Annotated in this window: 25 protein-coding genes; 22 read left to right on the forward strand and 3 right to left on the reverse strand. The window is 51.2% G+C overall.

Annotation, left to right across the window (positions count from 1 at the left end):
- The first annotated feature begins 28 nt into the window (after nt 1-28).
- From J6J28_RS01640 to J6J28_RS01650, 3 genes are all read left to right on the forward strand, one after another.
- Nucleotides 29-994, forward strand: a complete 966-nt coding sequence (locus J6J28_RS01640; protein WP_301719548.1) for a hypothetical protein — start codon at nt 29-31, stop codon at nt 992-994.
- A gap of 90 nt (nt 995-1,084) precedes the next feature.
- The gene (locus J6J28_RS01645; RefSeq protein ID WP_301719549.1) at nt 1,085-2,929 is read left to right on the forward strand and encodes a DUF1302 domain-containing protein; all 1,845 of its coding nucleotides are present in this window, start codon (nt 1,085-1,087) and stop codon (nt 2,927-2,929) included.
- Nucleotides 2,930-3,130: 201 nt separating this feature from the next.
- The gene (locus tag J6J28_RS01650; RefSeq protein ID WP_301719550.1) at nt 3,131-5,149 is read left to right on the forward strand and encodes a S9 family peptidase; all 2,019 of its coding nucleotides are present in this window, start codon (nt 3,131-3,133) and stop codon (nt 5,147-5,149) included.
- A 94-nt stretch (nt 5,150-5,243) separates the two neighbouring features.
- Here J6J28_RS01650 and J6J28_RS01655 read toward each other — a convergent pair whose 3' ends face one another.
- The gene (locus J6J28_RS01655; RefSeq protein WP_301719551.1) at nt 5,244-6,023 is read right to left on the reverse strand and encodes a glycosyltransferase family 2 protein; all 780 of its coding nucleotides are present in this window, start codon (nt 6,021-6,023) and stop codon (nt 5,244-5,246) included.
- Between the two features lie 111 nt (nt 6,024-6,134).
- Between J6J28_RS01655 and ung the strand changes: the two genes are divergently transcribed.
- Nucleotides 6,135-6,782 (forward strand): uracil-DNA glycosylase, encoded by a 648-nt coding sequence (gene ung, locus J6J28_RS01660; protein ID WP_301719552.1) that lies wholly within the window; start codon nt 6,135-6,137, stop codon nt 6,780-6,782.
- Between the two features lie 40 nt (nt 6,783-6,822).
- On the opposite strand, the gene J6J28_RS01665 is transcribed toward ung, so the two are convergent.
- A complete protein-coding gene (locus tag J6J28_RS01665; RefSeq protein WP_301719553.1) occupies nt 6,823-6,993 on the reverse strand; it encodes a DUF3545 family protein in 171 nt (56 codons plus the stop codon).
- A 201-nt stretch (nt 6,994-7,194) separates the two neighbouring features.
- Here J6J28_RS01665 and suhB point away from each other — a divergent pair, with 201 nt between their 5' ends.
- The 9 genes from suhB to fdx all read left to right on the forward strand — a co-directional run bounded on the left by suhB (nt 7,195) and on the right by fdx (nt 14,089).
- A complete protein-coding gene (suhB, locus tag J6J28_RS01670) occupies nt 7,195-7,995 on the forward strand; it encodes an inositol-1-monophosphatase (protein ID WP_301719554.1) in 801 nt (266 codons plus the stop codon).
- Nucleotides 7,996-8,001: 6 nt separating this feature from the next.
- Nucleotides 8,002-8,721 carry a tRNA (cytosine(32)/uridine(32)-2'-O)-methyltransferase TrmJ gene (trmJ, locus tag J6J28_RS01675; protein WP_301719555.1) on the forward strand — a complete coding sequence of 240 codons (720 nt, stop codon included), beginning with the start codon at nt 8,002-8,004 and terminating at the stop codon, nt 8,719-8,721.
- A gap of 92 nt (nt 8,722-8,813) precedes the next feature.
- Nucleotides 8,814-9,302 carry a Fe-S cluster assembly transcriptional regulator IscR gene (gene iscR / locus J6J28_RS01680; protein ID WP_301719556.1) on the forward strand — a complete coding sequence of 163 codons (489 nt, stop codon included), beginning with the start codon at nt 8,814-8,816 and terminating at the stop codon, nt 9,300-9,302.
- Between the two features lie 30 nt (nt 9,303-9,332).
- A complete protein-coding gene (locus J6J28_RS01685) occupies nt 9,333-10,547 on the forward strand; it encodes an IscS subfamily cysteine desulfurase (RefSeq protein WP_301719557.1) in 1,215 nt (404 codons plus the stop codon).
- 15 nt (nt 10,548-10,562) lie between these two features.
- Nucleotides 10,563-10,946 carry a Fe-S cluster assembly scaffold IscU gene (iscU, locus tag J6J28_RS01690; RefSeq protein WP_301719558.1) on the forward strand — a complete coding sequence of 128 codons (384 nt, stop codon included), beginning with the start codon at nt 10,563-10,565 and terminating at the stop codon, nt 10,944-10,946.
- Nucleotides 10,947-10,971: 25 nt separating this feature from the next.
- Nucleotides 10,972-11,295 (forward strand): iron-sulfur cluster assembly protein IscA, encoded by a 324-nt coding sequence (iscA, locus tag J6J28_RS01695; RefSeq protein ID WP_301719559.1) that lies wholly within the window; start codon nt 10,972-10,974, stop codon nt 11,293-11,295.
- A 2-nt stretch (nt 11,296-11,297) separates the two neighbouring features.
- Complete coding sequence (hscB, locus tag J6J28_RS01700; protein WP_301719560.1) at nt 11,298-11,798, forward strand: co-chaperone HscB; 501 nt, start codon at nt 11,298-11,300, stop codon at nt 11,796-11,798.
- 41 nt (nt 11,799-11,839) lie between these two features.
- Complete coding sequence (gene hscA / locus J6J28_RS01705; protein ID WP_301719561.1) at nt 11,840-13,735, forward strand: Fe-S protein assembly chaperone HscA; 1,896 nt, start codon at nt 11,840-11,842, stop codon at nt 13,733-13,735.
- Nucleotides 13,736-13,750: 15 nt separating this feature from the next.
- A complete protein-coding gene (gene fdx / locus J6J28_RS01710) occupies nt 13,751-14,089 on the forward strand; it encodes an ISC system 2Fe-2S type ferredoxin (RefSeq protein ID WP_301719562.1) in 339 nt (112 codons plus the stop codon).
- 146 nt (nt 14,090-14,235) lie between these two features.
- Here fdx and msrA read toward each other — a convergent pair whose 3' ends face one another.
- Nucleotides 14,236-14,766, reverse strand: a complete 531-nt coding sequence (gene msrA / locus J6J28_RS01715) for a peptide-methionine (S)-S-oxide reductase MsrA (RefSeq protein WP_301719563.1) — start codon at nt 14,764-14,766, stop codon at nt 14,236-14,238.
- A 130-nt stretch (nt 14,767-14,896) separates the two neighbouring features.
- Between msrA and J6J28_RS01720 the strand changes: the two genes are divergently transcribed.
- The 9 genes from J6J28_RS01720 (at nt 14,897) to bamB (ending at nt 25,382) form a co-directional block, all read left to right on the forward strand.
- A complete protein-coding gene (locus J6J28_RS01720; RefSeq protein ID WP_301719564.1) occupies nt 14,897-17,329 on the forward strand; it encodes a heparinase II/III domain-containing protein in 2,433 nt (810 codons plus the stop codon).
- Between the two features lie 110 nt (nt 17,330-17,439).
- Complete coding sequence (ndk, locus tag J6J28_RS01725; RefSeq protein WP_301719565.1) at nt 17,440-17,871, forward strand: nucleoside-diphosphate kinase; 432 nt, start codon at nt 17,440-17,442, stop codon at nt 17,869-17,871.
- 103 nt (nt 17,872-17,974) lie between these two features.
- The gene (gene rlmN, locus J6J28_RS01730; protein ID WP_301719566.1) at nt 17,975-19,108 is read left to right on the forward strand and encodes a dual-specificity RNA methyltransferase RlmN; all 1,134 of its coding nucleotides are present in this window, start codon (nt 17,975-17,977) and stop codon (nt 19,106-19,108) included.
- Nucleotides 19,109-19,178: 70 nt separating this feature from the next.
- Entirely contained in the window at nt 19,179-19,967 is a 789-nt protein-coding gene (pilW, locus tag J6J28_RS01735; RefSeq protein ID WP_301719567.1) for a type IV pilus biogenesis/stability protein PilW, read from the forward strand.
- Between the two features lie 11 nt (nt 19,968-19,978).
- Nucleotides 19,979-21,079, forward strand: coding sequence for a RodZ domain-containing protein (locus J6J28_RS01740; protein WP_301719568.1), 1,101 nt, complete (start codon nt 19,979-19,981; stop codon nt 21,077-21,079).
- A 19-nt stretch (nt 21,080-21,098) separates the two neighbouring features.
- A complete protein-coding gene (gene ispG, locus J6J28_RS01745; protein WP_301719569.1) occupies nt 21,099-22,211 on the forward strand; it encodes a flavodoxin-dependent (E)-4-hydroxy-3-methylbut-2-enyl-diphosphate synthase in 1,113 nt (370 codons plus the stop codon).
- Between the two features lie 55 nt (nt 22,212-22,266).
- Nucleotides 22,267-23,523: a histidine--tRNA ligase gene (gene hisS, locus J6J28_RS01750; protein WP_301719570.1), complete on the forward strand. Its 1,257-nt coding sequence runs from the start codon at nt 22,267-22,269 to the stop codon at nt 23,521-23,523.
- A gap of 45 nt (nt 23,524-23,568) precedes the next feature.
- Nucleotides 23,569-24,189, forward strand: a complete 621-nt coding sequence (locus J6J28_RS01755; protein ID WP_301719571.1) for a YfgM family protein — start codon at nt 23,569-23,571, stop codon at nt 24,187-24,189.
- Nucleotides 24,186-25,382 (forward strand): outer membrane protein assembly factor BamB, encoded by a 1,197-nt coding sequence (gene bamB, locus J6J28_RS01760; RefSeq protein ID WP_301719572.1) that lies wholly within the window; start codon nt 24,186-24,188, stop codon nt 25,380-25,382. The genes J6J28_RS01755 and bamB overlap by 4 nt, the downstream gene beginning before the upstream one ends.

Raw genomic sequence — 25,382 nt, forward strand, 5'->3', positions numbered from 1 at the left:
AAAACAAAAAATAAGCAAGGGGAACAGTATGCGCACAACTATCCGCCGGGCTCTGCTTGGCAGCGTTTTGATGGGTTCAGTTACAGCCGCTCCTATGGCGCTTGCCGCTGAGGAAACGATTCAAATTAAGGGTGAGCTGCTGTTCTCAAGCCTACCTGCTTTAGTGGATCACCAAGGGCCTTTGAGCCAGCCACTAACCTTTACTGCGACAGTGGTACAAGATCCGGAGCAGGCTGTGCCGGCTGGATTCTTTAGTTTAGGTGCAGACTACTTAAATGCGGCGCAGGCACTACGCATGGAAATAACAGGTCCGGACGGTGATGTACTTTATGACCGCACCGTCGATGTCGATGATCTGCCAGTTGCTGCTGACGTTGATGCGCTTTCGTGGTTCCTCTTTAGTAGTGACGCGCAAGGCAGCGATGAGCCTGCAGGTAGCGCTTTATGGGCTATTATCTCAGCTTCCGAGGAGCAATTCATTCGCCGTGAGATCACCCTGGGGCAAAGTATTTTTAATCGTAACCTTGGTGGGTTAGCAGAGATAACCGCCGGCGTTAGTTCCTTATTTACAGATACATCGGGTTACCCCGTGTTAGCTGAGGGGAATTACAATTACACCTTCCTTTATTACGACAACACCATCGATAACATTACCGGTGCCGGCGACATGGGCATGGTTCAAGGTTACGCGACGCGGGTATCTTACGGCGGTGATGATGCTGACGCGGACGGTATTGCTGATGATGCCGATAGCTGTCCTGCTTCTGACACCCGCTCAACAGTTGTATTTGATTGGAACGACTCAGGGGTGACAAATTATGCATTCGCCAATGGTTGTACTTTAAGCGATGAGTTCGCCCGCTGTAACACAGCTGCAAACTGCACGATGAAGCTTATAAACCAGCTAAATGACGACGGCTCCATAAGCCTGGAAGAGGCCAATGTATTACGCAATGCGTCGCAAGTTGGGTATCATTCACATCGGCCGCGCTAGGTTCGATTTTTCTCAATACACCACTTGCATATTTGCAACTCATCGGACATGATTGGGCTAATAACATCCTAATGGGATTAGGTGGCTAACATGAAAAGAAGAACAACTATGCTAAAAAAATTACCTCTCGCTACAGCCATAGCGCTGGCATTCGCAGGAAGTGCAGGGGCCCACGCTGCAGAATTTGAAGTGGGTGACTTCCGCGTGAAGTTCGATTCGATTATTTCATACGGCGCTGCATGGCGTATGGAAGACCGTGATATGCGCCTGATCCATCCCGGCAATATGGATGGTGGCATGGGCCAGTCAGGTGTTGCTGATGACGGTAACCTGAACTACGATCAGGGCGATCTTGTTTCCTCGGTTGTCAAAGGTGTGCATGACCTCAGTATTGACAGCGGCGACTACGGTGCCTTTGTTCGTTTCAAGTATTGGTATGACGATGTCATCAAAAACAATGAAGTTCCCCATGGTCACACAGCCACCAATTACTTTCCCGACGTAACCCTGAACAACGATGGTCTGGATGACTATTCGACAGGTTCAGGCTTTGAGTTACTTGATGCTTTTGTCTACGCCTATTTTGATTTGGGTGATATGCCAGCTAACCTGCGGGTGGGGCGGCAGGTATTAAGTTGGGGTGAAAGTACCTTTATTTTTAACGGTGTGAACTCCATCAACCCTATCGATGTAAACGCTGTACGTCGTCCTGGTGTTGAAATCAAAGAAGCTTTGCTGCCAGTAGGCATGGTAAACCTGAATTTAGGTTTAACTGACGCAACCAGCTTAGACATGTTCTATCAGTACGAGTGGGACAACACCAAGCTTGATGGTTGTGGTACTTTCTTCTCGACCGTCGATATTCTTGGCGGGCCGGGCTGTAATAAGGTCACGCTGAACCCTACTTTGGTACCCGGTCAGCCGTCGAGCAGCTTGAGCGACCGTGAGTCTGTGGAATTTGGTACTTACCTCGACCGCTCACCTAATATCGAGCCTGATGATGGTGGCCAGTATGGTTTTGCCCTGCGCCATTACAACATGGACCTCGATGTTGAGTTTGGTGTGTACTACATGAACATTCACAACCAGACGCCAATTATTTCAGCCTATAACTGGGTTGAGCAGCCAAGCCCTGGACTAAGCCACCCTGATGGTTTGCCCATTGCAGGTCCAAACTATGTGTTGCAGTACCCTGAAGATCAAGAAATCATGGGTGCCAGCTTCAGTACGAACTTTGGTCTATGGTCGGTCGGTGGTGAATACAGTTTCCGTCCAGATCTGGCGGTACAAATCAACACCACTGAAATCTTAACTGCCGGTTTGCGGGCTGGGGTGCCGAGCACATTCTCAAACCGCATTCGTCGTGATGAGACAGGTGCGATTACTAACTTAGGTGAACTTCAGCCTGGTTACGATGAGCTGGATGTAAGTCAGTTCCAGCTGACTGGTATTCGTTTCCTTGATAACGTTTTGGGCGCAAGCCGTCTGACCTTTATCGGTGAAGTTGCGATGAACAAAGTTCATTCGCTGCCAAGCCTTGATGAACAGCGTTACGGTCGTAACCCAGTTTACGGTAAGTGTCTGACTCAGGCTGACCAACAGATGTTGGGCAACCCGTCGCCAGCTGCTGATATTAACTGTGAAGGCTTTGTTACTGCATCTTCATGGGGCTATCGCACCCGCTTTGTTGCGGAGTACAACAACGTTGTAGCCGGTTGGAACTTAACGCCGACGCTGGCCTTTGGACACGATGTAAAAGGTTACTCGCCGAACAGTAACTTTATTGAAGGTCGTAAGACCATTGGCTTAAGTGTCGATGCAAGCTACCTGTCGTCGTACAAAATTGGCGTGGGTTACAACATCAACACGGGTGGCGATTATGAGCCAGCCAGTGATCGTGACTTCGCATCAGTAAGCTTTAGCTACAGCTTCTAAGTCTTGTTGCTGATACCAAAAACCCGCTTCGGCGGGTTTTTTTGTGCCTTTCATCCCACTTCACTTGCGTAAGTGCCTAATTCTTCGTACTTGTAGTAGACGTAAAAATAAAAAATTTAGACTAAAGTGAGATGACAACATCATCAGGGTGATGGTTGCCGTATCTCGCCCTTAAGTATCCTTCCGTAAAAGGAGTTCATAATGAAAAAAGTGCTCGCGTTAACGCTTGCGACTTTGGCGTTTCCCGCCATCGCGAACGCTGCCGAAAACAGCAGTCATTTTACCGCTGAAGACGTATTTCAGCTGGAGTACGCCAGCTCACCCACGATTCATCCAAAGGGTGATTACACCGTCTTTGTGCGCAACTACATGGATATTATGTCCGACCGTAAATACGGTACGTTGTGGCGCGTTGACCATAAAGGTGAGATGCGTCCCTTAATTGGTGGTGACGCGAATGATCATTCGCAAACCTGGTCGCCGGATGGCAGCAAACTGGCTTTTGTGTCGAATCGTAGTGGCAGCAACCAGATCCACTTGTACTGGACAGACACCCGCGATCAAGCGCCGGTGACTCGGCTGACAGGGTCACCTGGCAACTTAAGCTGGTCACCTGACGGGAAATGGCTGGCGTTTACCATGTTTACGCCCGCTCCGGAAAAGCCTCCGGTAAGCCTGCCCAAAGCGCCTAAAGGCGCGGAGTGGGCAGCACCGCCAAAGTACATTGATAAAGACAACTATCGTTTTGATGGCGGTGGCTACGCGAAAGACGGTTACACCCAAATTTATGTGATGCCAGCAAGTGGTGGTACGCCACGACAACTGACCACGGACGAGTACAACCATGGCGGACAATTGGCGTGGTCGAAGGATGGCGCATCTATCATCTTCTCGGCGAATTTACGTGAGGATGCTTTTGACCAACCGGCGAACTCAGAGCTGTATCGCGTCGCTCTGGAAGACGGCAGCATCAAGCAGTTGACCGACCGGGTCGGTCCGGATCGTTCGCCCAGTGTCAGCCCGGATGGCAAAAAGCTGGCCTGGTTAGGTTATGACGATGAAATGATGAGCCACCAGCTGACTCAGCTTTATGTCATGGACTTAGGTGGCGACGAGCCTCGTTTGCTCACCAGCGACCTGGATTACAGTGTCGATGAGGTGAAATGGGCCGGTGACAGCCGCGGGGTCTACTTCTCCTATGATCGTCATGGTGAAGGTCATGTGGTGTATCAGAACCTGAATGGCAAGCGTAGCCAGCTCACCGATGACATGGGTGGCTTGAGCTATGGACGCCCCTATAGCGGCGGCGCCTTTGATGTGCAGGGTAATGGCCAGCTGGTGTTCACGCTGGCGCATCCGCAGCGCCCAGCTGACCTGATGCTGAAAGATAATAAAGTGACGCGTCAGCTTACCCATCTCAATGAAGATTTGTTTGCGCATAAGGAGCTCGGCCGGGTAGAAGAGATCTGGTATGACTCCAAACATGGTGACTACAAAATCCAGGGCTGGGTTGTGTATCCACCCGATTTCGATCCAGAAGAGAAGTATCCGTTAATTCTGGAAATCCATGGTGGCCCCCATACTGCCTATGCTGAGAGCTTTTCCGCTGAAGTCCAGCTTATGGCAGCAGCTGGTAACGTGGTCTTGTATACCAACCCGCGTGGCAGCACCAGCTACGGTGAAGCCTTTGCCCAGGAGATCCATCATAACTACCCAAGCCAGGATTATGATGATCTGATGGATGGTGTTGATGCCGTGATTGCCAAAGGCTTCATTGACGAAGAGCGTCTGTACGTCACCGGTGGTAGTGGTGGCGGTGTGCTAACTGCCTGGATCGTCGGTCATACGGATCGTTTTGCTGCGGCGGTGGTCGCCAAGCCTGTGATTAACTGGTACAGCTTTGTGCTAACCGCGGATATGTACAATTACTTCACCAAGTACTGGTTCCCGGGCCTACCATGGGAGAACCTGGAGCACTACATGAAGTACTCACCGATTAGCTACGTGGGGAATGTGACCACGCCTACCATGTTACTGACCGGCGAAGCTGACTATCGCACACCAATCTCCGAGTCGGAACAGTACTATCAGGCCTTGAAACTGGCAGGTGTTGAAACCGCAATGGTACGCGTCCCTGACGCCCCGCACGGCATCTACAGCCGCCCCTCGAACCTGATCGGCAAAGTCGCCTACATCCTCCACTGGTTCGAAACCCACTAACAAAGAAAGGGCAGCCCTTACTTTTTAAGGACGCAAAAAAAGGAAGGGCAGCCCTTACAATTTTAGGACGTGAAAAATAGGAGGGCTGCCCCTCCTATTTTTTTTTGGCTTGTTTGCTGCGGTAGGCGATCTCGTAGAGTTTGGCTTCGGTCAGGAAAAAGTGGAAAGCATCGATGTTGGCTTTGATAAAGCCGCGCCAACCGGACCAGATCATTTGCCGGCCTAAATAAAACTTTAGGAACATGAGCGGGAAGATCAGCAGTAAACGAGGCAGGCTGCAAGGCCGTCCTTGTTGTTCACGTTGTTTGGCTTTTAGCAATGAGTAGGTATTGAGCTTATCCATGTAGCCATGCGCGGTATCGTAACCATAGTGCTTGAGATAAATCGGCAGGTAGGCAAGGGGCGGCTCAACTTCGATATGCTCATGCACCAGGACATCGGTATTCATGTGGCATTTGTCTTTACGATACACCCGGCGATACTTGTGGTGACGCGCCTTGCGCAAACTCTCGCCCATAAAAATATCGTCATGATGGATCCAGATCCCGTTAATATCACCCTCTGCGATACGCTCACGAATCATCTGTAAGCCACCGGCAGGCATCACTTCGTCGCCATCCAGATTCAGGATCCAGTTGTGCGTACACTGGGCAATACCAAACTCTTTTTGTTTCGGATAGCCAGGCCAGTCGTTGTGGACAACCCGTGCTCCATGCTTTGCGGCAATCTCGAGTGTACGATCCGTCGAGCCTGAGTCAATCACGACAATTTCTTCAACCCCGCGCACGCTCTCAAGCACTTCATCTAAGTGCGCTTCCTCGTTGAGGGTGATGACAAAGACACTCATTGGCGGAACGTCATTTTTTGCTGACATGCAAAGCCTCGCATTGTTACTCTATAGACCGCATAATCATACCGCAAAATAAGCCATCAGGCACAATCGCCTCAAGGTGAAACCCAAACCCAAATGAAGAAAAGGCAGAGCATGAGCGACAGAAGTTGGAGCGATTTACTTGCTGAAGAGAAACAGCAGCCCTATTTTCAGGAAGTCATGCAGCGTGTGCAAATGGAGCGTGACCAGGGCAAGGTGATTTACCCGCCGCCGGAGCAAGTTTTCAACGCGTTCAAGCTCACCCCGCTGGCGCAGCTGAAGGTGGTGATTCTGGGTCAGGATCCCTACCATGGCCCAGGGCAGGCCCATGGACTTTGTTTTTCAGTGCCCAAGGGAGTGGCAGCACCACCGTCGCTGAAGAATATTTTTAAAGCCTTGCAACATGATTATCCCGCTTATGAAATCCCAGAACACGGGGATCTAACGCATTGGGCAGAACAAGGAGTGTTGCTGTTAAACACAGTTCTGACCGTAGAGCAGGGGCAGGCAGGCTCGCACGCAAAGAGGGGCTGGGAACGTTTTACCGACAAGGTAATAGAGCAGGTCAATGCGCACTGTGAAGGCATTGTGTTTCTGCTTTGGGGAGCACACGCGCAGAAGAAAGGGGCGCTGATTGACCGGCAACGCCATCATGTACTGACAGCAGTTCATCCGTCGCCATTATCAGCGCACCGCGGCTTCCTCACGTGCGGACACTTCCGTCGCACCAACGAGCTGCTGGAGCAACCGATTCACTGGTAGCGTCGTTCAATACTTCAAAGCACGAACCGGGGTGGTATCATCAGAACTCGAGTTCGTCGAGCTCCAGATCGAGACCGTGGTCCATGTCTTTGAGTTCGTCGCGAAGTCGGTATTTTTCTTTTAGCGCTTCGATTTCCCGCCACTTACGTTTACTGCGACGTGACTTGGTTTGTTTTGCTTCAACACCGTTTAGCTCTTGTGAATGATCCATTGGATCCTCCTGGCTTATAGTTGTTATTTTAGGCATAGCGCAACACTTTAATAACACCTGCCGATAAAAAAGACAAGAGGCTTGTGCGATATATCACCGGAGATTCGTGCAGAAGCAGGCATGGATTTCTTGCGGATGAGTACAGAAACCACTATAATCCGCGGCCACAAAATCGTTCTTTTACAGCACAGGTATATTGGTATGCATCCCATGTTAAACATCGCGGTGCGCGCTGCGCGTGCGGCGGGTAAAATCTTAACTAAGAATTTCGGCGTCGAAGCCGACTTCAATGTTCAGGCGAAAAGCCAAAATGATTTCGTCAGCGAAATCGATCAGGCAGCCGAACAGGCGATCATTAACACGATTAAAAAGACCTTCCCGGATCACAGCTTTCTGGCGGAAGAAAGTGGCGTGATCGAGGGCAGCACACCCGAACATCAGTGGATCATTGACCCGCTTGATGGCACCACCAATTACCTGCGCGGCATTCCTCATTTCGCAATATCTATCGCTTACCTGCATAAAGGCTCAGTGCAAGCTGCGGTCGTCTATGACCCGTTGCGTGAAGAGCTCTTCACAGCGACCAAAGGTTCCGGCGCGCAACTGAACGGCAAACGCCTGCGGGTGAAGAGCCAGCGTGATCTTAATGGCGCTTTACTGGCGACCGGTTTCCCGTTCAAACGCAAAGACCTGCAAACGCATTATCAGGCGGTATTTGGTGCTTTATTCGAGCACACCTCAGACATGCGCCGTGCTGGCGCAGCAGCGCTCGACCTGGCTTACGTTGCCGCCGGTCGCTTTGACGGCTTCTGGGAATTTAGCCTAGAGCCGTGGGATATCGCCGCGGGTGGCCTGATTGTGCGTGAAGCTGGCGGGTTGGTAACCGACTTTGCTGGCGGTCACGGTTTTATGCAAAGTGGGCACCTGGTTGCTGGCAACCCGAAAGTGGTACAGCACCTGCTGACCAAAGCTCGTCCTCATCTTCCAACAAGCATGAAGTAAACGGTTATGCTGGATAACATCCGAATTGTACTGGTCAACACCTCGCACACCGGCAACATAGGGTCGGTGGCGCGAGCTATGAAAACCATGGGGCTGAGTCAGTTGACGCTGGTGGATCCTGTGCAGAAACCAGATAGTCACGCCTCAGCACTTGCGGCCGGAGCTACCGACGTATTGCATAACGCGACCATCGTTGACGATCTAAGCAGCGCCATTGCCGATTGCGGGCTGGTGATTGGTACCAGCGCGCGTAATCGCACCCTCGACTGGCCATTGCTGGGCCCCCGCGAGGCAGCGCGTCAAGTGCTGGCGGAAAGCGCAAACTATAAGGTGGCACTAGTATTTGGCCGCGAGAGTAGCGGCCTGACTAACGACGAATTGCAGCAGTGTACGCACCATGTTCACATCCCCTCAAACCCGGATTACAGCTCGCTGAATTTGGCGATGGCGGTACAAACCCTGGCGTACGAAGTCCGCATACAGTGGCTTGAAGCAAATCAACATCCACCGGGCGCGGAGAGTGAGTACCCACTCACAGAAGACCTTGAGCGCTTTTACGGACATCTTGAGCAGACCCTGACAGAGACCGGTTTTATCATCAAGAACCACCCGGGACAGGTCATGGCTAAGTTACGCCGTTTGTTCAATCGGGCACGCCCCGAGACCAACGAGCTGAATATTCTGCGCGGCATGCTTGCCTCAATTGATAAGCAGCAAAAAAGCTGAGCAGGCAGCTCAGGTTATACCGCCTTGGTAATACTTGACTAAAATACTCGGGAATGCGAAAATTACGGTATAAACGTGGAGGAAAACTAGCTATGCGCTTAACCTCGAAAGGACGTTACGCCGTAACCGCAATGTTAGACGTAGCGCTGCATACAGAACAAGGCCCCGTGCCGCTGGCCGATATTTCGGAGCGGCAGGGAATTTCACTGAGCTATCTTGAACAATTATTCGCACGCTTACGTAAGCATGGTCTGGTAAGCAGTGTGCGCGGACCTGGCGGTGGTTACCGTCTGGGCTTTAGCCCGCAGGAAATTTCAATTAGCGCAGTGATTCAAGCGGTCGATGAAAGTATTGATGCAACACGATGTGGCGGACAGGGCGGATGTCAGGGTGGCAGCCGTTGCTTAACCCACTCGCTTTGGTCAAACCTAAGTGATCGAATTGAAGACTTTCTCGCGAACATTAGCTTAGCGGAACTGGTGAAACAGCAAGACGTTCATGAAGTTGCACAGCGTCAAAATGCCTCTATCGCCGAGCAGAAGAAACGCGAACAACAAATTGCACTGAATTGTCAGTTATAAGCAGTCTGACAACTTAAGGAGTAGCACTGAATGAAACTACCGATTTATTTTGATTACGCAGCTACCACTCCGGTTGACCCGCGAGTAGCCGAGAAAATGATGCAATTTCTGACCCCAGATGGTCAGTTTGGTAACCCTGCATCCCGTTCGCACCGGTTTGGCTGGCAAGCGGAAGAAGCTATCGACATCGCTCGTAACCAGATCGCTGAGTTAGTCAATGCCGATCCACGTGAGATTGTGTTTACCTCAGGCGCAACCGAGTCAGATAACCTCGGTATCAAAGGCGCTGCTGAGTTTTATCAGAAGAAAGGTAAGCACATCATCACCGCGAAAACCGAGCATAAGGCGGTACTCGATACCTGTCGTCAGCTTGAGCGCGAAGGTTTCGAAGTGACCTATCTTGATGTAAAAGAAGATGGTCTGCTTGATTTAGACGTATTCAAGCAAGCCCTGCGTGAAGACACCGTAGTGGTGAGCATCATGCACGTTAACAATGAAATTGGCGTCATTCAGGACATCGAAGCAATCGGTAACCTGTGTCGCGAGAATAAGACGATTTTCCATGTCGACGCGGCGCAAAGTGCAGGTAAAATTGAGATTGATTTGCAAAACTTGCCGGTCGACTTGATGAGCTTCTCTGGCCACAAAATGTATGGCCCGAAAGGTATTGGCGCCCTTTATGTTCGCCGTCGTCCGCGGGTTCGTTTGAATGCACAGATGCACGGTGGCGGTCATGAGCGCGGCATGCGTTCTGGTACTTTGCCGACCCACCAAATCGTGGGTATGGGTGAAGCTGCACGCATCGCCAAACAAGAAATGGCCGCAGAACGCGAACGTTTCCGTGCGCTGCGCGACCGGTTATGGAACGGCGTGAAAGACATCGAAGAAGTTTACATCAACGGCAATATGGAACAGGGCGTTCCGCACATCTTCAATATCAGCTTTAACTTTGTTGAAGGTGAGAGCCTGATTATGGCACTTAAAGATCTTGCAGTATCATCAGGTTCAGCCTGTACTTCAGCGAGTCTTGAGCCGTCTTATGTACTTCGTGCGCTAGGCCGCAATGACGAATTAGCACACAGCTCTATCCGCTTCAGTTTTGGTCGTTTCACGACCGAAGAAGAAGTGGACCATGCAATTAGCCAGATTCAGAAATCAATTGGTCGCTTGCGCGACATGTCGCCCCTATGGGAAATGTTCAAAGATGGCGTTGATTTAGACAGCGTCGAATGGGCGGCACACTAAGAGAGGTAATCAGTTATGGCATATAGTCAAAAAGTAATCGACCATTATGAAAACCCGCGTAACGTGGGCGCATTCGACAAGGATGACCACTCGATTGCTACCGGTATGGTAGGTGCTCCAGCGTGTGGTGATGTAATGAAGTTGCAGTTAAAAATTAGCGACGCCGGCATTATTGAAGATGCCAAATTCAAAACCTACGGCTGTGGTTCTGCGATTGCCTCAAGCTCTCTGGTAACAGAATGGGTGAAAGGCAAGTCTGTAGAAGAAGCTTCGCAACTGAAGAATACTCAGATTGCTGAAGAGCTTGCGTTGCCACCAGTGAAAATTCATTGTTCGATTCTGGCGGAAGACGCCATCAAAGCAGCGCTTGAAGACTACAAAAAGAAACACGCAGGTTAAGGCTAAAAGAGCTAAAGGGTAAGCAATGGCAATTACCATGACCGAAGCAGCGGCACAACGTGCCCGCTCGTTTTTGGAACAGCGCGGTAAAGGTGAGGGCATCCGTTTGGGCGTAAAAACCACCGGGTGCTCAGGCCTTGCCTATGTAATGGAGTTCGTTGACGAAGTTGACGAAACCGATACCGTTTTTGAAGAAAGAGGTGTGAAGATCATCATTGACGGCAAGAGTCTCGTGTACCTTGACGGTACTGAACTTGATTTCGTCAAAGAAGGTCTGAACGAGGGCTTTGAGTTCAACAACCCGAACGCGAAAGGCGAGTGCGGTTGTGGCGAGAGCTTTAACGTTTGAGCATGAACCATTTCGAATTGTTCGATATCACCCCGGTTTATGCTCTTGATCTGGCCGATTTGCAGCTGCGCTACCGCAAGCTGCAACAGGCCATGCATCCCGACCGTTTCGCCAACGCCAGTGAGCGCGACAAACTGCTGGCCGTGCAGCGCACATCGCAGTTGAATGATGCGTATCACACGCTGCGCGATCCCTTGCTGCGTGCCGAATACATTGTTTCGCTGCGTGGTGTGGATATGCAGCATGAACAAAAAACCTTGCAGGATCCTGAATTTCTGATGGCGCAAATGGCATGGCGCGAGCGGGTTGAAGAGCTGAACGTCGGTGATTTTGCAGCGATTGACGAAGCTTTCGCGGACCTCGAGCGAGAAACGAAACTGTTGCAAAACACCTTAGAGCAGCAGATCGAAGCGAACGCCAATGAAGAGGCTGCCGATACCATTCGTAAGCTTAAGTTTATGCAAAAGCTGGGCCGCGAACTAGAAGCGTTGGAAGACGAATAAGCAACAGCGACGCGTACGAATAACGATTAACGAGGTTTTCAATGGCATTACTGCAAATCGCAGAACCTGGACAAAGCACCGCACCGCACCAACACCGCCTGGCTGCAGGCATTGACCTCGGGACGACCAACTCATTGGTAGCGACGGTCCGTAGCAGTGAATCTCAAGTATTAACAGATGAACAAGGGCGCGCAATCTTGCCGTCAGTTGTCTACTACGGTGCCGACGAAGTTCTCACCGGACATGAAGCATTAGCAAAGCATGCCGATGCCTCCATCGAAACAGAAAACACCATCGTTTCAGTAAAGCGTTTTATTGGCCGCACCGTGGCCGATGTGCAGCGCAACTTTTCCAACTTACCCTATCGCATGAGCGAAACAGACAACGGCGTGCCAGTCTTTCACACGGCTGCCGGCGAAAAAAATGCCGTCGAAGTGTCTGCAGATATCTTACGCACCTTGTCTGCCCGTGCGCAGGCAGCGCTTGGTGGCGAGCTCACCGGCGTGGTCATTACGGTTCCAGCCTATTTTGATGATGCCCAACGGCAGAGCACGAAAGACGCTGCGCAGCTGGCTGGACTCAACGTGTTGCGCTTATTGAACGAGCCCACCGCAGCGGCGGTAGCCTACGGTTTGGATTCGGGCCAGGAAGGTTTGATCGCGGTTTATGACTTAGGCGGCGGTACCTTTGATATTTCGCTGTTGCGCTTGCAGGGCGGGGTATTTGAAGTTCTGGCCACCGGCGGAGACAGCGCCCTTGGCGGCGATGACTTCGACCAGCTTATCGTCAATCACTTAAAAGCCGAATGGGACTTACCCGGTGATGTGCCGGCCCGTTTCGAGCGCGACCTAATCAACGCCGCGAAAGCGGCAAAAGAAGCTCTGACCGATGCCGACAGCACCGCGGTCACCGTCACTCCTGGCAGCAGCATTGAAGGCATCACCGCTGGTTCGCAGTTACGTACGACACTGACCCGGGAACAGCTCGACGCGTTAATTGAACCCTTGGTGCGACGCACTCTGCTGAACTGCCGACGGGCACTGAAAGACGCCGGCGTGAAGGCGGACGAAGTGCTTGAAATCGTCATGGTCGGCGGTTCCACCCGGGTACCACGTGTGCGCGAGGCTGTCGGAGAATTTTTCGGTCGCGCACCACTGACATCTATTGATCCCGATCAGGTCGTGGCTATCGGCGCTGCAGTGCAGGCGGACATTCTGGCAGGCAATAAGCCAGACTCCGACATGCTGTTGCTCGATGTCATTCCGTTATCGTTAGGATTGGAAACCATGGGTGGGCTGGTCGAAAAAGTTGTTGACCGCAACACCACCATTCCAGTCGCTAAAGCGCAAGAATTTACCACCTTTAAAGACGGCCAGACGGCGATGATGATTCATGTCGTACAGGGCGAGCGCGAGCTGGTTGATGACTGTCGTTCTTTAGCCCGCTTCGTGCTCAGTGATATCCCGCCGATGGCCGCTGGTGCAGCCCACATACGGGTCACCTTTCAGGTGGATGCGGACGGCTTGCTGAGTGTTACAGCTATGGAGAAATCCAGTGGCGTAAGCGCTTCGATTCAAGTCAAACCGTCTTATGGCCTGAAGGATGAAGATATTTCCAGTATGATTCAGTCATCAATGAGCAATGCCCAGGAAGATATGGCGGCCCGTATGTTACGTGAACAGCAGGTCGAAGCCGATCGGGTCCTGGAAGCGCTCAGCAGCGCATTAGCTGCTGATGGCGAGCTGCTTGATGAACAAGAGCGGGAACGTCTCGACAATGCGATGTCAGCGTTACGCACAGCCCGAGCCGGCACCAGCGCCGATGCTATCGAGAAAGCCATTGAAGCTGTCGACCAAGCCAGCGAAGATTTCGCCGCACGCCGCATGGATGCCGGAATTCGCAAAGCGCTGTCTGGCAGTAATGTCAACGAACTTTAGTCCGAGGTAATAGTAATGCCAAAAATCGTATTCTTACCCCATGATGAGCTATGCCCTGAGGGAACCGCAGTAGAAGCAAGTGACGGCGAAACTGTCCTCGACGTTGCGTTGCGCAACGGTATTGGCATTGAACATGCCTGTGAGAAAGTCTGTGCTTGCACGACCTGCCACGTGTACGTGCGCGAAGGTTATGACTCACTCGCTGAAATTAACGATGATGAAGATGACATGCTGGACAAAGCCTGGGGCCTCGACCCCGACTCACGCCTCAGCTGCCAGGCTCGCCTCAATGGCGAAGACCTGGTCGTCGAAATCCCCAAATACACCGTCAACATGGTCAAAGAAAACCACTAGAAAAGAAAGGGCAGCCCTCCCAAAAAAGGGCAGGCCCAATCAGAAAGGGCAGCCCTTCTAAAAAAGGGCGGCCCAATTACCAAGGGCAGCCCTTTCTAGATTATGTGAGAGATGCCATCCACTTCGAGGGTGGATGGCGAACAGCTTTACTCGAGCTTTTCGGCAAAAGTACGTTTGAACTTCGCAAGCTTGGGGCTGACCACAGCCTGACAATAGGCATTTTGCGGATTACGCTCAACGTAATTATCGTGATAGTCCTCGGCGGGCCAAAACTTTTCCAGCGGCTCGATTTCCGTCACGATCTCATCGTTCCAGGTTCCCTCGTCACGCATTTCCGCAATAATATCTTCCGCCGCAACACGCTGCTCTTCGCTCTGATAAAAAATAGCCGAACGGTATTGGGTGCCAACATCATTACCTTGGCGATTTAACTGGGTAGGGTCATGAAGGGCAAAGAAAATCTCCAAAATTTCACGAGTCGAGAGCGCCGTAGGCTCAAAGGTGATTTGCACGACTTCAGCATGACCCGTCTCGCCAGCGCACACCTGCTCGTAGGTAGGGTTCTCTTTGTGCCCGCCAGCGTAGCCAGACTCAGCCTTTAAAACACCTCGGACTTGCTTAAAAGCCCCTTCGATGCACCAAAAACAACCGCCAGCTAATGTAATTTGTTGAGTCATACGTTACTCCTAATAGACGTTTAGATATCTATATCATAAATGGCAACACCAATACAGTAGTGGCGCTAATTTTATGTTTCTCGATGAGGTAAAATGATATATTTAATAAAAACTCAACATGACGAATGAGATGATGAAACGTATTTTTTGCATTGTATTTATTTTGGCTTACCTGTCAGGTTGTGGTGGAAGTGAAGAACAGCGCCCTGAAACCCCACCGAGCTTAGTAACGGCAGCTGATATGTTTGAGGAGAGCTGGGTCGAAACTTTAGAACTTGATGTGTTGAGCAATGATCAGGTGGATGACTTCGTCCGTTTAGAGGTGGTCGAGGGGCCAAAATCAGGCTCAATCCAGGTGACATCACGAACGCTCACTTATACAGCTCCAGAGCAAGAGGTCGATGAGGAGTTTTCATACCGTGTCGTTACTGCTAATGCGACATCGGCCCCCACTCGGGTCACGATTCAACTTCACAACGGGTTTAAGTCAGCGAGGTTAGCCAAGGAACATCTGGTGGAAGGGTCAGGCTACGCAGTCACACTTGAACTTTTGTTGCCGTTACAAGAATCGATGGTCAAGGTGCTGGTCCAGCGAACGAGTGGAGAGCGTGAAGAGCTAGCTACTCTTTCCGGAAACACCAATGAACGAATAGTCAACTGGACCTATACACCAAGTGACAACAATGCAACCCCTAACTATCTAATCCCAAGCTCAGAAAAGCTCGTATTCGTCCTTAACGGCGAAGAACTGACCCTCGACTATGTTTACTCAAACACACCTGAGCCAAATGAGCTCTATAATACCATCCGCTCAATTTGGTATCGGGAAGGTAGGGCCGATGATGTAGTTAATGAGCGAGAATTTCTGCTGAACTGGACTAGTTTCCCGGGGTGGACAATCCCTCTTAACCCTGACTGGTCAGAAGACCCTTTTAATAACAATACCTGGTTACTCTATTACCACTCTCTCGCTTGGCTCCATGCTTACGAATATTATTATGCGCAGACCGGAGAGCAGCAGTACCGCGATGAGATCAAAAGGTTGATCCTAGATTATCTTGCCAAGTCTCCAAGACACAACCCAGTTAACTACATGAGTTGGAACGATCATTCGGTAGCTGTAAGAGTCGATGTTATCAGTTATTTTTACCAACAATTTTTAAAGAATGAGCTAACCACTGAAGAGTCAGCGTGGGTTCAGGCAAATCTGGAAGATCATGCTGCAGAGCTTAGGTACCTACTTGATTTAGACGCCTATTATTCTCACAACCACAGTATGTTCCACTCTGTTTCGCTGTTAAATCTGGTTCTGATAATGCCAGACGTGTTTGCGGAAACTGATTACGCTGCAGCCGCACGAGAACGGATTGAAACCCTCTTCACCTCGATGGTGGTTCCAGAAACTGGTTTCTCGCGTGAGCAGTCGACAGGTTATCACTTTGTCGCGATGGAACTATTCATAAGCGCCAGTCAGTTCTTGCAGAGGATCCAAAATTCAAATACAGACACAAATCTCGAGCGCTTGAACAGGATGGTGGATGCGGCAGCGCATCTGCTCTACCGCAATGGCGGGGCTCCGGCGATGGGTGATACAAACTTCGGAGTAAAATCATTTCTCAGAAGACTGAATACGATAATAGCCAACGGCAACCTCGACTCCGAGTACTTTGATCGAGCTTCGGGTACGGTAAACACAGAATCACTTGAGCGAGCTTACATAGAAGAAACTGAGGGCGTGGTTATTTTAAGGCCAAACAGCTCAACGGGGGTTAGCATTGAGCAGTATGCTCTGGTAGATTTCGGTTTGCCAAAAATTTCCCACGGTCACCACGATGCCGGTCATGTGACCTATGCTTTAAATGGACATGAGATTTTCGTCGACGCTGGTGGCCCCTACCTGTACCAAGGCCGAGAGCGCGTATTCTTCGACAGTAAATTGTCTCATAATGTGCCAATTATCAATGGGCTTATCAGAGTTGAGAATGAAGCCGAAGTCATCGAGGCTGCTTGCATTGCAAGTGGATGCTACACATTTGGTGAACTCGCCGAAACTCAATACGTGCATAGGCGACTGGTGTTTGCGCCAGAAAGTGAAACCGTTGAGCTCTATGTTTTTGACCTGATAAAAACTATTGGGGCAGAAGCCAATGATGAGATTCAACTCAACTGGCATCTTGCCCCAGATGTCTCTAACTCATCTTGCATAGCGGGGGATAGCGGTCTCGACAGCTGTGAGTTCACACACCCAGAACTCGACACCTTTTCCCTGATAATCCAGTCGAGCTTAGCAGCCACGCGAACGCTTTATAAAGGCTTTGACGATGGTGATTATCAACAGGGCTGGGTGCAGCCGAAATTTGGCACCCGCACTCCAGCTCCAACGTTAAACTACCGTTTTAAAGGCTCTGAGGTGGAGATTCTAACCGCATTACAAACGGCCGGCGGCCCAGCGAGCTATGAAAGATTAATTGACGGGTACAAGATCACCGCAGGAAACCATGAAATAATTATCACCTCGCCCTATAGCGAGAGTCCAATGTTTGAAGTAAGACTCCTCAACTAAAATCGGCAATGCCACCGCAGTAACAGCGGTGGCAGTCAGTTCTGCAAACATGTATAATCCGCGCGACTTCAATTCTAAGCATCCAAACTTAAAGCATAGTGGAGAAAATCATGGCTTTAGAACGTACTTTATCTATTATCAAACCAGACGCAGTTGGCAAAAACGTTATCGGCGGTATCTACAACCGTTTCGAGACCACTGGTCTGCGTATCGTTGCTGCGAAAATGATGCACTTGAGCAAAGAACAAGCTGAAGGCTTCTACGCTGAACACAAAGAGCGTCCTTTCTTTGGCGCGCTGGTTGAGTTCATGACTTCTGGTCCTATCATGGTCAGCGTACTGGAAGGCGAAAATGCCGTTCTGCGTCACCGTGAAATCATGGGTGCAACGAACCCAACGGAAGCACTGGCAGGAACGCTACGCGCTGACTATGCTGAAACTATCGACGAGAACGCGGTTCACGGTTCTGACGCGGTAGAGTCTGCAGCACGCGAAATCGCATACTTCTTCTCTGATGAAGAAATCTGCGCGCGTACTCGCTAAGACAAACTTGCATAGTGTAACAGCTATGTTTCGGGCGCTTCGCTGTTACGACAGCGAAGCGAACGCTTTAATTACGAATAACGCTTTTAGGTTATAGGTCTATATGAACGCAGTTGACAAAAAAGTGAACCTCCTTGACTTGAATCGCCAGGCTATGCGCGAGTTTTTCAAGGAGCTTGGTGAGAAACCTTTTCGTGCCGATCAGGTGATGAAATGGTTGTATCACTACTGTGTCGACAACTTCGATGACATGACCAACCTGAACAAGGGGTTGCGGGAAAAGCTTAAGCAAATCGCTGAGATTCGGGCACCAGAAGTGCGCATGCAGCAACAGTCGAGCGACGGTACCATCAAGTTCGCAATGACGCTGTTTGATGGTCAGGATGTTGAATCCGTCTGGATCCCGGAAGCTGACCGCGCGACTTTATGTGTCAGCTCGCAGGTCGGCTGTGCGCTGGAATGCACTTTCTGCAGTACCGGCCAACAAGGCTTTAATCGTAATTTAAGAGTTGCAGAAATCATCGGTCAGGTCTGGCGGGTGAACAAGTTGCTGGGCGCCTACGGTGAAACTGGCATCAAAGCCGTGACCAACGTCGTCATGATGGGCATGGGAGAACCTCTGCTGAATTTGAAGAATGTGGTTCCGGCAATGGAGCTGATGCTCGATGACAACGCCTTTGGCTTATCCAAGCGCCGTGTCACGCTGAGTACATCTGGCGTCGTCCCTGCGCTGTATAAGCTAAAAGAAGAAATTGATATCGCTTTGGCGATTAGCTTACACGCGCCGAATGATGAACTGCGTAATGAGATTGTACCTATCAACCAGAAGTACAATATTCAGGAGTTTCTGGAAGCCAGCCGCCATTACATTGATGGCTCAAAAGCAAATAAGAACATCACTATTGAGTATGTTATGCTCGATCACGTGAATGATTCGATGGATCAAGCCGCAGAGCTGGCGCAATTGCTAAAAGACACGCCCTGCAAAATCAACTTGATTCCATTTAACCCATTCCCGGGTAACGACCACGGTCGTTCCAGTAATTCTCGCATTGACCGCTTTGCTAAGGTTCTGATAGAAAAAGGCTATATCGTCACAGTGCGGAAAACTCGTGGCGATGATATCGATGCTGCGTGTGGCCAGTTGGTCGGCGACGTCATTGACCGCACGAAACGAATCCTGAAGAAGCAGCAAGCCCAGCGTGGTGGTAACGGAATCGACGTCAAGGTTTCGTAAATATGCAGCGCTGGCGTAGGCATGCGGGACGGTTCAGGGTAGCATTGCGAACAACCTAAGAGGACCTGTAATGCGACGACTCCAGCGAAGTTTGCTAGTGGCCAGTTTAGCTTTTCTGGCGGTGGGATGCGTGAGCCAGCGCACGGTTGATGGTAAAGATCAGCCAGCACAGCAGTTTAACGCTCAGGAAGCCGCCGATACGCGCCTGGCATTGGGGTTACAATACCTGCAGTCTGGCAACTATCAGCAGGCCCGCGCCAATCTCGAGCGTGCTCGTGACTACACTCCGGAAAACCCATCCGTTCATACCGCTCTGGCGTATTATTACCAGCAGGTAAAAGAGTACGAGAACGCCGAACGTTACTACCGCAATGCCATTCGCCTGCAACCTGATAACGGTGATACGTACAACAACCTTGGTGCCTTGCTCTGTACCATGGGGCGTTTTGCCGAAGCCGATCAATATTTTCGTCAGGCCCTGGCAATTCCTGATTATGTCAAAGTAGCATCGACCTACGAGAATGCGGCCCGATGTGCTGCCAAAGCCGGTGATATTCAAAAGTCAGATGAGTACTTTCAGCGCGCCTTGAATCACAGTGGCCGAAATAGCACTATTCTTGAAAGTTACGCTACGGTATTGTTAGAACAGGGACGGTTTGAACAGCTGGCGCAGGTACTCGCCAGACGTGCCGATTTGCCGCAATTATCAGCGCAGTATTTATGGCTCGAGATCGAGCTGGCTAAGCAACAGAATAATAAAGTCCGGCAATTAAGTTTTATCGAACTACTATTATCGCGCTTTCCCGAGTCGCGCCAGGCGCGTGACTATCAAGCGCGGACTTCAGAACCTAATTCATAACGAAGTAGCCCATGACCACGGATAATGATCTTTTTGAGAAAAACCAGCACGAGCCGGAACAGCCGGACTCGATTTCGCCCGGGCATTTAATTAAGCAAGCCCGCGAGGCGAAGGGACTGACGCAACAGCAGGTCGCAGATAATTTGCGCCTACGTCTGGTTGTGGTGCAGTTTATTGAATCCGATGAATTTGACAAGCTCGCTTCGGCAACCTTTGTCCGTGGCTACCTGCGTTCAATCGCCAAAGCGCTGGAGCTTGACGAAAACGAGGTTTTCGCTGCCTATCGCGCCCATGGCCATGAGCACGTTGCGCCGAACACGGTGCAGATGCAAAGCTTTTCACGACGTAAGGTCAAAGAGCGTAATGACAATCGTCTGATGATGATGAGCTACGGCATCATCATTGTTGTGATTGCGATGGTACTTATCTGGTGGTGGCAGGAGAGCAATTTCAGCTTCAGCACCATTACCGGCAGTGATGATGCGCCAACAGAGCAGGAAGCCCAGCAACTGCGCGAGGATACAGGCGCCATCCCGCAAGTCGTGCGACAGCGAAATGGTTCGTCGCAGCAGCGTTTAACTGAAGAAGACGTGGCCGCAGGCGACACATCGACGGTGTCGGTGGAATCCGCGCAAACCCCCAACGCGCCACCCACTCTGACGCAGCCGGAAACGGATGATACCAGTCCTGCCGGCCTGTCGCTCAATGACAACGAAAGTTTGTCTGAGTTGGCTGACGACACCACAGACACCACAGACACCACAGATACCACAGAGAACGCAAGCGACACGGCAGCAGAGCTGAATGAGCAACCGTCCATCGCAAGCGCAGCCGAACCGCAGGCCCAGTCGGCTGCTGCTGAGCCCGCTCCGGCGGCAGAACAGCTGGTATTTACCTTCAACGAAGCGTGCTGGGTAAAAGTTACCGACGCCACCGGCGAAGACATTGCCATTGGTGTGAAAGCTGCAGGTTATCGCATGCCGCTGACGGGCGAGCCGCCTTTTGCTATCATCTTGTGCAGACCTGAAGCAGTGAACATCACTTATCGCGGTGACGCTGTGAACTTAGACAATTATGTACGTGATCGCAGCGTGACACTGACGCTCGACTGACCGAAACGAAGTACCCAAAATGATGCATGAGAATCCTATAAAACGTCGTCCCTCACGACGCATTTATGTCGGCAATGTACCCATTGGCGATGGTGCCCCTATCGCTGTACAGTCGATGACGAATACCGAAACTACTGACGTGGAAGCGACCGTCCGGCAGGTGCAGGCGATTGCCGCTGCAGGTGCCGATATCGTGCGGGTGTCGGTGCCGACCATGGACGCCGCAGAAGCTTTTAAATTTATTAAGCAACAAAGCCCGGTGCCGTTGGTGGCAGACATTCACTTCGATTATCGCATCGCGCTGAAGGTAGCTGAGTACGGTGTCGATTGCCTGCGTATCAATCCCGGCAACATTGGCAACGAGCAACGTATTCGCGCGGTAGTTGATGCCGCACGTGACCGCAACATCCCGATTCGTATCGGCGTTAACGGCGGTTCATTAGAGAAAGATTTACAGGAAAAGTATGGCGAGCCAACGCCAGCAGCGCTGGTCGAGTCGGCGATGCGCCATGTCGATATTCTGGACCGTCTCAACTTCCAGGACTTCAAAGTCAGTGTAAAAGCATCTGACGTGTTTCTGGCGGTGGATTCCTATCGCCTGCTGGCAAAACAAATTGAGCAGCCGCTCCACCTTGGTATCACCGAAGCGGGTGGTCTGCGTAGCGGTTCGGTGAAATCCTCCATTGGCTTAGGCATGCTGTTAGCAGAAGGCATCGGCGATACCTTGCGTATCTCACTGGCTGCGGATCCCGTTGAAGAAGTCAAAGTTGGCTTCGATATCTTAAAATCTCTGCGTATTCGCAGTCGCGGTATTAACTTTATCGCCTGCCCAAGCTGTTCACGCCAGGAATTTGACGTGATCAATACCGTTAATGCCCTCGAGCAGCGCCTGGAAGACGTGACCACAGCAATGGATGTTTCTATTATTGGTTGTGTCGTCAACGGTCCGGGAGAAGCCCTGATTGCTGAAATCGGCCTGGCTGGAGCGAAGAACAAAAGCGGGTTTTACATCGGCGGTGAGCGGCAGAAAGAGCGCCTCGACAACAAAGATTTAGTTGATCAGCTCGAACGCCACATCCGTGCCCGTGTGAAACAGCTGGAAGCCGAACAGATTCCTGTGAAGCAAGCGTAAAGCTGCGGTATACTACCCGCCATTTTTGAATTTAAACGAAACGGTAAGTTAGCTCGTGGCCAAAACTATTCAAGCAATTCGTGGAATGAACGACATCCTGCCCAGCCAAAGCCCGGCCTGGCAGTATGTCGAGCGCGTGCTGCGCGACGTCGCAGCAGCCTACACCTACCAGGAAATTCGGATGCCGGTGCTGGAAAGCACCGATCTGTTCAAGCGCTCCATTGGTGAAGTCACTGATATCGTCGAAAAAGAAATGTACACCTTTGACGATCGCAACGGTGACAGCCTGACCTTGCGCCCGGAAGGCACTGCCAGCTGTGTGCGGGCCGGCAATGAACACGGCTTGCTGTTCAATCAGACCCAACGGTTGTGGTACATGGGCCCGATGTTCCGCCATGAACGCCCACAGAAAGGTCGCTACCGTCAGTTCAACCAGTTTGGTCTGGAAGCCTTTGGCATGGACGGCCCTGATATCGACGCTGAAGTCATTCTCTTCTCCGCTCGTTTATGGCAAGCCTTTGGCATTAGCGAACAGGTGGAATTGCAACTGAACTCACTGGCGTCGAACGAAGCGCGCGCAAATTATCGCGAAGCTCTACGTGAATTTTTACGTGCCCACGAAGCTAACCTGGACGAGGACTCTAAGCGTCGTCTGGACACCAACGTGTTGCGCGTGCTGGATAGTAAGTCACCAGAAACGCAGGCGGTGCTGGAACAGGCGCCAAAATTATCTGAGTACTGGGACGATGCCTCACGGGAGCACTTTGAGGGCTTATGCAAACGCCTTGATGCGGCCGGAATTAAGTACCGCTTAAACGAACGTCTGGTGCGCGGCCTTGATTATTACAACCGTACGGTATTTGAGTGGGTGACCACTGAACTGGGTGCCCAGGGCACGGTTTGCGCAGGCGGACGTTACGATGGGTTAGTGGAACAGCTGGGCGGTAAGCCGACGCCTGCCGTGGGTTTTGCGATGGGCATTGAGCGTTTAGTGCTATTGCTCGAGTCGCAGGATAAGATCCCGGCCCATCAAAGCGTTGACGTCTACGTGATTGCCCTGAATGACGACGCGGAACTAATCGCGCCGGCTGTTGCCGAAAATCTCCGTAGCCAAGCGCAGGGATTGAAAGTACAGTTGCATAGCGGCAGTCAGAATATGAAGAAAAAGCTCGCCAAAGCGGACAAATCCGGTGCGGATTACGCCGTGATTGTGCGTGGCGATGATTATGAAGTGAAGCATTTACGTGACCGCGAACAAGCCGACCGTATCGCAACCACTATTGCGGACGTAGCAAGCATCGTAGCCCAGTAAAGGCATGAGCGATAACGAACATTAGTTTTTAATACAGAGGTCGAAATGGAAACAGAAGAACAACAAATTGAGCAGTTAAAAACCTTCTGGAATGAGCATGGCAAGGGTATCGTTGCCGGTCTGGTGATAGGTTTTGCACTATTTTACGGGTGGCGTTATTACGATGCGCAAACAGTAGCAGCGCAAGAAGCTCAGTCAGAACAGTATCAGCAGATCGTGGTCCAGCTGGAAACGGACGGCGAGGCAGCACTCACTGCGGCGAAACAGTTCGTTGAAAACGAAAAAGGCAGCACTTACGCGACTTTAGCAGCTTTTGAACTCGCACAAGATGCGGTTAACAAAGGTGATTTAGAGACGGCGATTACTGCTCTGCAAACGGCGCGTGATCACCAGAGCGGTGCACTGAAGTTCGTTGCTGATTTGCGTCAGGCGCGCTTGCTGTTAGCGCAACAGAATTACGATGCGGCGCTTAACGCTTTAACAGAAGTGAGCACAGCAGCAGGTTTTGCCAGCAAAGCAGCTGAGCTACGTGGTGATATCTTGCTTGAGCAGGGCGACACCAGCGGTGCGCGTCAAGCTTATCAGGACGCCATTGCGGCAGCAGAAGACGACGGTTCAACAGTACTTGTTGAAACGAAACTCAACAGCATTCCGGCGGCATCATGAAACCAATTAAGTACCTGCAGGGCACGCTCCTGGCAGCTGTGGCACTTAGCCTGAGCGGCTGTTCAATCTTTGGTGGTGACGAGCTCACCTACAAAGAACTGCAACCTTTTAATGAGACCGTAACTCCTGAGGTGGTCTGGGATGAGTCTGCCGGCGGCGGTATTGACGACTTTTTCTCCCGCTTGAACCCGGTGGTTTCTGACAACCTGGTGATTGCAGCAGATCGCGCAGGTCGGGTCACAGCTTTTGATCGCGAGTCGGGCGACCGTGTCTGGCAGCGTGATTTGCAGGCTGAATTTGCCCAGTCTGGCGAAGGTTGGCTAGGTCGGGCCGAGTCGCTGCGGATTAGCGGCGGTTTAAGCGAATACAACGACAAGGTCGTGTTGGGCACGGAAAACGGTGACTTGATTGCCCTCAACGCTACTGATGGTCAGGTGCTATGGCATCAAAAAATCAACGCAGAAATTCTTTCGAATCCAGCTTTGGATGCGACCCACGCGGTGGTTGCCGCCGGCAACGGCGAAATCTTTGCGTTCTCGATGGATGACGGTGAGCCACTGTGGAGTCTGCCAACGGATGTACCGGCACTCACCTTGCGCGGCACTGCATCACCTACGCTAGCGTCAGGTGGTGCCATTTTTGGTACGGCCACGGGTAAACTTAGCGTCGTGGTCACCAGCAATGGTCAACAGGCCTGGGAAACGCGTCTTGCGGTGCCAAAAGGCGCCACCGAATTACAACGACTGGTGGATGTCGACAGCACACCTTTAGTGCGTGGCAATACCATTTACAACGTCGCCTATAATGGCCAGCTGGCTGCCGTAGAGATCCGCAACGGCCGGGTCATTTGGCAGCGCGAGTATTCGTCTTTCCAGAATCTGGCATTACAAGGCTCGATCCTGTACGTGACCGACGTTGATGATCGCGTCTACGCCATTAATACCGACGGCGGTATTGAAAACTGGGTCAATGACGATTTAGAAGGTCGCGAGCTGACTGCTCCGGTCTATTTCAACGGCCAGATCGTGGTCGGTGACGACTTTGGCTACTTACACTTTATCGATGCAAAAACCGGTGAAATGGCAGGCCGTTTAGATGTGGGTGACCCCATCTACGTGGCACCTGTGGTTGCCGAAGACAAGCTTTATCTGCAAACACGCGACGGCACATTACTCGCGGTAAGGACTAACTAA

Origin of the sequence: Pseudidiomarina terrestris (assembly GCF_030466375.1) — a bacterium.
Taxonomy (GTDB): domain Bacteria; phylum Pseudomonadota; class Gammaproteobacteria; order Enterobacterales; family Alteromonadaceae; genus Pseudidiomarina; species Pseudidiomarina terrestris.